Source organism: Streptomyces sp. NPDC048254, assembly GCF_043201895.1.
Lineage (GTDB): Bacteria > Actinomycetota > Actinomycetes > Streptomycetales > Streptomycetaceae > Streptomyces.
This window is the reverse complement of the sequence record NZ_JBICZJ010000047.1, coordinates 1-6,279: the sequence shown is the minus strand read 5'-3', so window position 1 is coordinate 6,279 and position 6,279 is coordinate 1. Positions and strand designations below refer to the sequence as shown.

The 6,279-nt window shown below is 62.2% G+C and carries 4 protein-coding genes; 2 read left to right on the top strand and 2 right to left on the bottom strand.

What is annotated here, in order from left to right:
• Nucleotides 1-605 precede the first annotated feature (605 nt).
• On the top strand, nt 606-1,529 hold the full coding sequence (locus tag ACGFZQ_RS52160; protein ID WP_393846502.1) for a Shedu immune nuclease family protein: 924 nt from the start codon (nt 606-608) through the stop codon (nt 1,527-1,529).
• 94 nt (nt 1,530-1,623) lie between these two features.
• Here the strand turns inward: ACGFZQ_RS52160 and ACGFZQ_RS52155 are convergent, their stop codons facing one another.
• Both ACGFZQ_RS52155 and ACGFZQ_RS52150 read right to left on the bottom strand, forming a co-directional pair.
• Nucleotides 1,624-3,069 carry a hypothetical protein gene (locus tag ACGFZQ_RS52155; RefSeq protein ID WP_393846501.1) on the bottom strand — a complete coding sequence of 482 codons (1,446 nt, stop codon included), beginning with the start codon at nt 3,067-3,069 and terminating at the stop codon, nt 1,624-1,626.
• Complete coding sequence (locus ACGFZQ_RS52150) at nt 3,066-4,394, bottom strand: HNH endonuclease (RefSeq protein ID WP_393846500.1); 1,329 nt, start codon at nt 4,392-4,394, stop codon at nt 3,066-3,068. The genes ACGFZQ_RS52155 and ACGFZQ_RS52150 overlap by 4 nt, the downstream gene beginning before the upstream one ends.
• A 171-nt stretch (nt 4,395-4,565) precedes the next feature.
• On the opposite strand from ACGFZQ_RS52150, the gene ACGFZQ_RS52145 reads away from it, so the two are divergent.
• Nucleotides 4,566-6,053, top strand: a complete 1,488-nt coding sequence (locus ACGFZQ_RS52145; protein WP_393846499.1) for a hypothetical protein — start codon at nt 4,566-4,568, stop codon at nt 6,051-6,053.
• Nucleotides 6,054-6,279: the final 226 nt, after the last annotated feature.

The following is a 6,279-nucleotide window of genomic DNA, read 5'->3' as shown; positions in this document are numbered from 1 at the left end:
AACAAGGACCTCGACAATCCTCATTCTTGCTGGTCAGAGGCACTTTTCGTTTATCTGACCATCCGTCGGACACCAGACTTCATGAAAGCGCGAGGCTAACGTCGGTCGCGCCTCCCATGGAACGGCTTCTCCCGGACCTAGCCGCGATCACCGTCCTTCCACCACGTCTACTTCTGGGGACGCCTCGTGTTTGCGACGCCGAACTCCTCATGACGTCCACCACCTCTCTGAGCAGAAGAATGCGTCACAGCCACAAAGGTCGCGCTGTGCACAAGGAGCGGCCCAAGACCTCCATCATCAGCTCGGCCAAACCCAGCAGCAGACACAAGGCAAGGCGAACGCCGCCGCGGCCGGATCTGCGCCCGCGCACCGCCAGGTGGGCAGTGCCGAGTGCCGCAGATCGTACGGGCGCTTCGCGAGCGAGGTACTGGTGAGTGCAGGTGCCAGGGGGAGGTCGCAGGTCTCGTGCCGGACCCGCTGAAGAACAGCCGACCGTCGTCGGCCGCGCCGAAGCATCCCTGACATAGCGTCAGAAGGTCACCACCCCCAGCGCAGTTCCGCTGGATCAGTCGCACACCGCTCCTCTCGTGCGGCAGGATCGTCCGGTGGCCAACTACCGTCGGGGGATCCCCGCTTCAATCATCAAAGCCGCCTTCTCGAAGGCCGGAGGCAGGTGCGCCTTCCCCGAGTGCCAGCCACTCGTCCTCGACAACGGCACACCGCTTCTTGAACTTGCTTTCATTTCGTCTCTCGCACCAGGAAGTCTGCGCTATGACCCCGGACTGACACCCGAGGAAAGAGCCGGGATAGGTAACATCATCATCCTTTGCCCCACTCATCACGCCTACGTCGACAAGAACCCTGAGAAATACTCTGCGAAAACACTGCGAGCTATACGCGAGACCCACTTCGAGCGAGTAGAGACGGCTCTTTCAGGGGTTGAGTCACCGGGGACAACATCACGCCGCTTGACCGATGCACTGAAAATCTGGGAAGACAATCGAGATAACAGCAGTGAACAGTTTTGGCAAGAATTTCTTGCCGAGCGTCCCGAGGTTCTTATCCTTGCCCTCGACGGGAGGGCGTACACACTTAGCAGCAGGTGCTACGTCGGCGGTAAGTCGATACATAATTCCGGAGGTAACGAGCTAGACTTCCTCGCACAATACGGAGGGAACGTTGCGCTTATCGAAATCAAGACACCCAAGTCAGATCTGCTGGCGCCAACTAAGTACAGGGGAAATGTTTACGCTCCCTCTAGAGAGCTAGCTGGATCGACAGTTCAGGTACTGGAATACCGAAATAGCTTGCTCACGAACCTCCCCAACCTAGCATTTCACACACCGGGCCTTCGAGCAGCTCACCCCCTAAGTGTGGTTATCATCGGAGATCTGGAGAGGGAGATTGCGAGCGAAGATCAGCGTAGGTCTTTCGAACTCTACCGATCATCCCTCCGCGACCTGAAAATCATGACTTACGATGAGCTGTTCGACGGAATCCGCATGCTAGCCAGCGCATGGGCCGACTGAACAAAGGGTGTCCTCAGAGGGGCAGACCGCCAGGGAATACATCATAGAAGCCTCTAACCAATCAGAGGGGGCGAACTGAGGCAGTATCCGGAAATTAGATGTAGAACTTGAATTGAGGCAGCGGGTTCCGGTCGGGCGGAATTTCTCGCATGATTTCTCCGACCAGGCCCGAGAACTTGATCGTAATGGGCAAGAGTCCGCCCAAGGCAGCCGAGTTCCAGTTGAGCTTGGTGAGGGCCAGCACTTCCTTCAACAGCACGTCACGGGACGAGTCCTGACCGATGTGATCAGCCACCTGAAGCGGGGCTGGAACATGCATACCATGGAACTCTCTCAGCGCGGATATGTAGCCCGTGGTGTAGAGGTAATCCAACTCGCCGAAGCTGAACCGGGTTCCGCGCAGTGGCGGGTACTTGGAGGTCGTGATGAGTCGCACACGGCTCTGTGCCTCAAGGGCCATCAGGTCGTACCGCCGCACCCGGGCCTCGATCGCCGAGCGGAATCCGTCACGCTCGTCCGGCCAGTAGCGAGAAGTCTTGTGGACCACGACCCGGGCCGGGGTCTGCTTCATCACCGACTCGTACTGGTCGAGGACCAGGGCCATGAGCCTATGGGCGCCCTCAGCCGTCAGATGAGGTGAGCGGCTTCCGGTCTTGTTCGGGTCCCACTCGAATTCGTGGCCGCGTAGAACCAGCCCTTCCCCGCGCTCGTCAAACGCTTGCACCAGGCTGGTCTGGATCGTGGCATGCGCGGTACCGAGCGGACGGTAGAATCCGATTCCTACATAACACGTGCCAGGGGCAAGGCCGTGCGGACTCCAGGGATAGCCACCTGCTTTGCAGTACATCGCGGTGAAGAAGTTCCACGCAATGCGGGAAGGCGGTGTCCTGTCCCGGCCGTCCAGGGTGGGCGCTCGGACGATCTGCGTGGGAAGACGGAACTTCATGGCGCTCGCTTTGAGAGCGCGGCGCAGATCGCGATGGACGGCCCCAATTTCCTTGGTCGTGTAGTCGGCGGTACCGCAGCGGGCCACGATCTCGTCGGACAGAGCGACCACAACGTAATCGGGGGTGCTGTCGCGTTCCGCGAGATGCCGCAGCTTCGTCTCGAACAGGGCCACAGCAGCGTGAAAGCGCTCCTGCTGCGATTTGATCTCCAGTACCTGGCGCAGTTCCGCCTGGCCGAGTTCCTCGTCCCACACATCGTCGAACTCCAGGGAGGAGAAAAACCCCCGGTCGGGCATCCAACCGGGAAATTCGGGGTTGTTCTCATCTCCCATCACGCCCTCGGCCCGGCTGTTCATCCAGACGCGTGCTGCCTCGATGAGCTCCGGGGTGCCGATGAGCCCGACGCGCAGCCGTGTGGGGTGACGGCCCGAGGCCGTCCAGGATCGCGGGCCGTAGCGTGCGATGCCCGCCTTGGGGTCGATGTGCAGACCGTCGTCAGCGAAGCGGAGCAGCGGTTCCGGGAAGTGGATGCCCCTGATGAGGGAGGGCGGACCGGCGAGCGAGGCGCTGGGCGGCGCTGGGCGTGCCTTCAATCCACGATCACCCCTTCGTACCCCGCTTCTTCGTCCTGCTCGTGGTCGAGTGCATCATCCTCGCTCAGGCTCTCGGCCTCGGCCCAGGTGAACAGGTCGTCCACGTACTCGACATTCTTGAAGGGCATGTCGTGCTCGGGAGGGATGCCCGGCCAGCGCACCTGCCCGCTACTCAGAGACGTCGAGATGACCAGACTCTGCCCATCACCGAAAGGGAAGCTGATCCGTGGACTGCTCTTTCCCAGGAAGTCCCGCCAGAACTGCACCTCGGCGAGAAGGTCGTAGTTGAACAGCCTGGCCTTCTTCCGGGTCACCTGCCGCCCGACGTGCTTGGCGTCTATGGACTCGAAGCCATCAGATGTCACTCGCAGCTCAGGTCTGATACTCAGGCACCACTGGCTGTTGCCGATGAGGAAGAAGCGCAGCGACACAGCACGATGGAGCCAGTAGTTGCGTGCTTCTCCGGTGGCCTTCTTCTTGGGCTGCCACACCACGCTCCGCGTTGCCTTGTTGGTGTTCAACGGCCGGTACACCACTGTGCGCTGGACGCCCTCTTCCTCGGGTTCGAAGTAGTAGCGGTGATGGTTGCGATCGAGTCGTAGGCCGAGACGCCCGGTGAGTTTGTTCAGTGAGCGGTTGAGCAACGCGACGTACCACTGAAGTTTGTCGGGGTCAGCCCACCACTCCCGAGAGTCGAACCGCTCGGTTGCGCTACGGTCCACGAACGCGGCGAAAGGGCCGCTCTCGTCCCGCAGGTTCTGGAATGCCCACAGCCGCCCCTCCCGCAGTATGAACGGTGTCATCACCCCGGTGGACGTCCCCTCCGGTCTGACCTCGCTTTCTCGATCGACCAGACAGGGTGCCCCGTAGACGTGGCGTGGCATCTGCGTGACCGGCAAGACGTTGCTGTGCACGGTGCTGTTGACCATGGGCGGCAGATCCGCCTTGACGTTGGGGCGCCCGCCGAGTCTGCGTTCCACCCGCTTTTCGTGATCTTCTTTCATGGCCTGGAGTCGTTCCACGGTGTACATGGCCAGTGCACCGTCGGAATCGATCAGCTGGTGATGCTGATTGCAGAGCAAGATCAGGTTCTCGTACCGGTTGCGCTCTTCGGTCGTCAACGGCGAGTCACCACGCGGGCCGTTCGGACTCTCCGCGACGATGTGCGCCATCTCGCCAAGCACCACGACGGGTTCTTCCGGCGTACCTTCGGCCGTGAGTAGCAGCCCACAGCCGGGAAACGCACAGATGTTGCCCGAACGCTGACTCAGCTTGCGCTGCTGCGAGACAGGTACCGCCACAAACGCCACCTCCAGACTCAGCATTCTACGAACGACCGCTGACAAAGGGCCCCGTCCGCACGTCAGTCGCACGCGCCTGCTGCGTGCCCTGAGCCCAAGGCCACCGGTCGAGGCCGAACACCCGGTGGCTCCAGCGGCACCGTTCGCATCGGCTGGTGATGCCCAGCACGTGCACGACTTGGCCGGATCTACACGGTGGCTCACCATGCGCACTTGTATGCGCCCCATTGCTCCGAACTACCGTTCCCGGCCGGCCAGGGCACGGACACCGTGGGGGGATGCATGGCGAGAAGTGCGCGACAGATCCTGAACGCTCTCAGCCGCTCGACGAGCGTTCACATCCACTCGACGACAGAACTGGCCGCGCACGTGGACTCCGCAGCGACGGCCATCGACAAGCGGCGCCAGCAGAAGGGCCAGGAGGCAGCGCGCAGGAAGCCTGAGCTGCGGCCGGTGGCGCTGGCCGAGCATGGCCGGTCCATCGACCTGACGCCGTGGCAGGTGCTGCACGCCGTGGCCCGCGGCTACGTGCTGGCCGCCCAGGGAATGGGACGCGGGCTCGCGGAACACTGGCTCAGCCTGAAGTTCTGCGAGGCGCTGGACGGCAATCGCGCCGGCTCCATGGACCTCACCGACAAGGGCCGCTCTTCCGAGAGCTGGTACAAGGGCATGCAGGCCCGGGAGCTGGCCGTCGGCTTCGGGCTCGCCGTGGCCGAACACCTCGTACAGCAGCGCTACCCCGACCACATCGTCTCGGTCGTGGACACGAACACGGTGCTGCGAGCCGGCTGGCCCCTGCGCGTCTCGCAACGGAACAAGGGCTCACGACCCCGGCCCGACTACCTCATCGAGGCGTGGAAGCCCGGAGAGCCGTCGAAAGTCACGTTCGTGGCCTGCCGGGGAAACCACCAGAAGCCGAGCAAGCGGACGAGCCGAACTCGCAGCACCACGATCCAGCAACTGGTCAAGGGAGCCGAACTGACCGAGGGCATGCAGATCGGCCCGTGGAACACCACGCCGTGCCTGATGCTGTCCACCGAACTCATGGGCCAGGGCGGGGTCGTGGTCAACGTCCTGCAATCCCCCGGCGAAACGCTGCTCCCGCTCCGTGTTCCTGGCGCTCCAGGAAACGCCGACGAGGAGATCAAGGACATACCCGGAATCCCCTACCCCAACGCCATTCACATACCGGCCCGAGACGGCAGACGGGCACGGACGGTCGACGGCTTCCAGGTGAGCGAGGACGACCTCGCCTGGTTCGGCCAGCTCCTGGCCCGTACCGCAGCCGCCGGCCTGACCGCTTTCTCGGGCGGAGGAAAACACGCCGTCCGGTATCTCACCGACCGCCAAGGACGAGAACACTACGACGTGCATACTTTCGCCGCGACATCGAGCATTGACGACGCGGACATCGAGGTAGCCGACACAAAGTTCGTGGGCACGGACAACGTCTTCCGCATGGGGGCCGCACGCATCGAGGCATTCTCCGGAACGGACTCAGGACTGTACAAGATGATCAAAGACGGGTGCGTCGAAGAGTACCGGCAAGCAGCCTACGAACTCCGTCCCAAACGACGCGACCCCCTTGAAGGCAGGAAATGGAACGACCCGATCTCGTTCCAGGGCGACGGCACCGTCATGGCCCTGAGCATCCTGCCCATCCGCAAACGACGCACGCTCTGAACCAACAAGCTCACAAGATCAGGTTCTCCAGAGCTCCCCGTTGGATCAGTGCGACCCTCTTGGCAAATTCGCCCTAACCTCGCGCTTTCATGAAGTCTGGTGTCCGACGGATGGTCAGATAAACGAAAAGCGCCTCTGACCAGCAAGAATGAGGATTGTCGAGGTCCTTGTTCCTGCCACCGCCGGAGGCACTTCCCAGGTGAAGAAGCGTATCGGGTCCTACCCG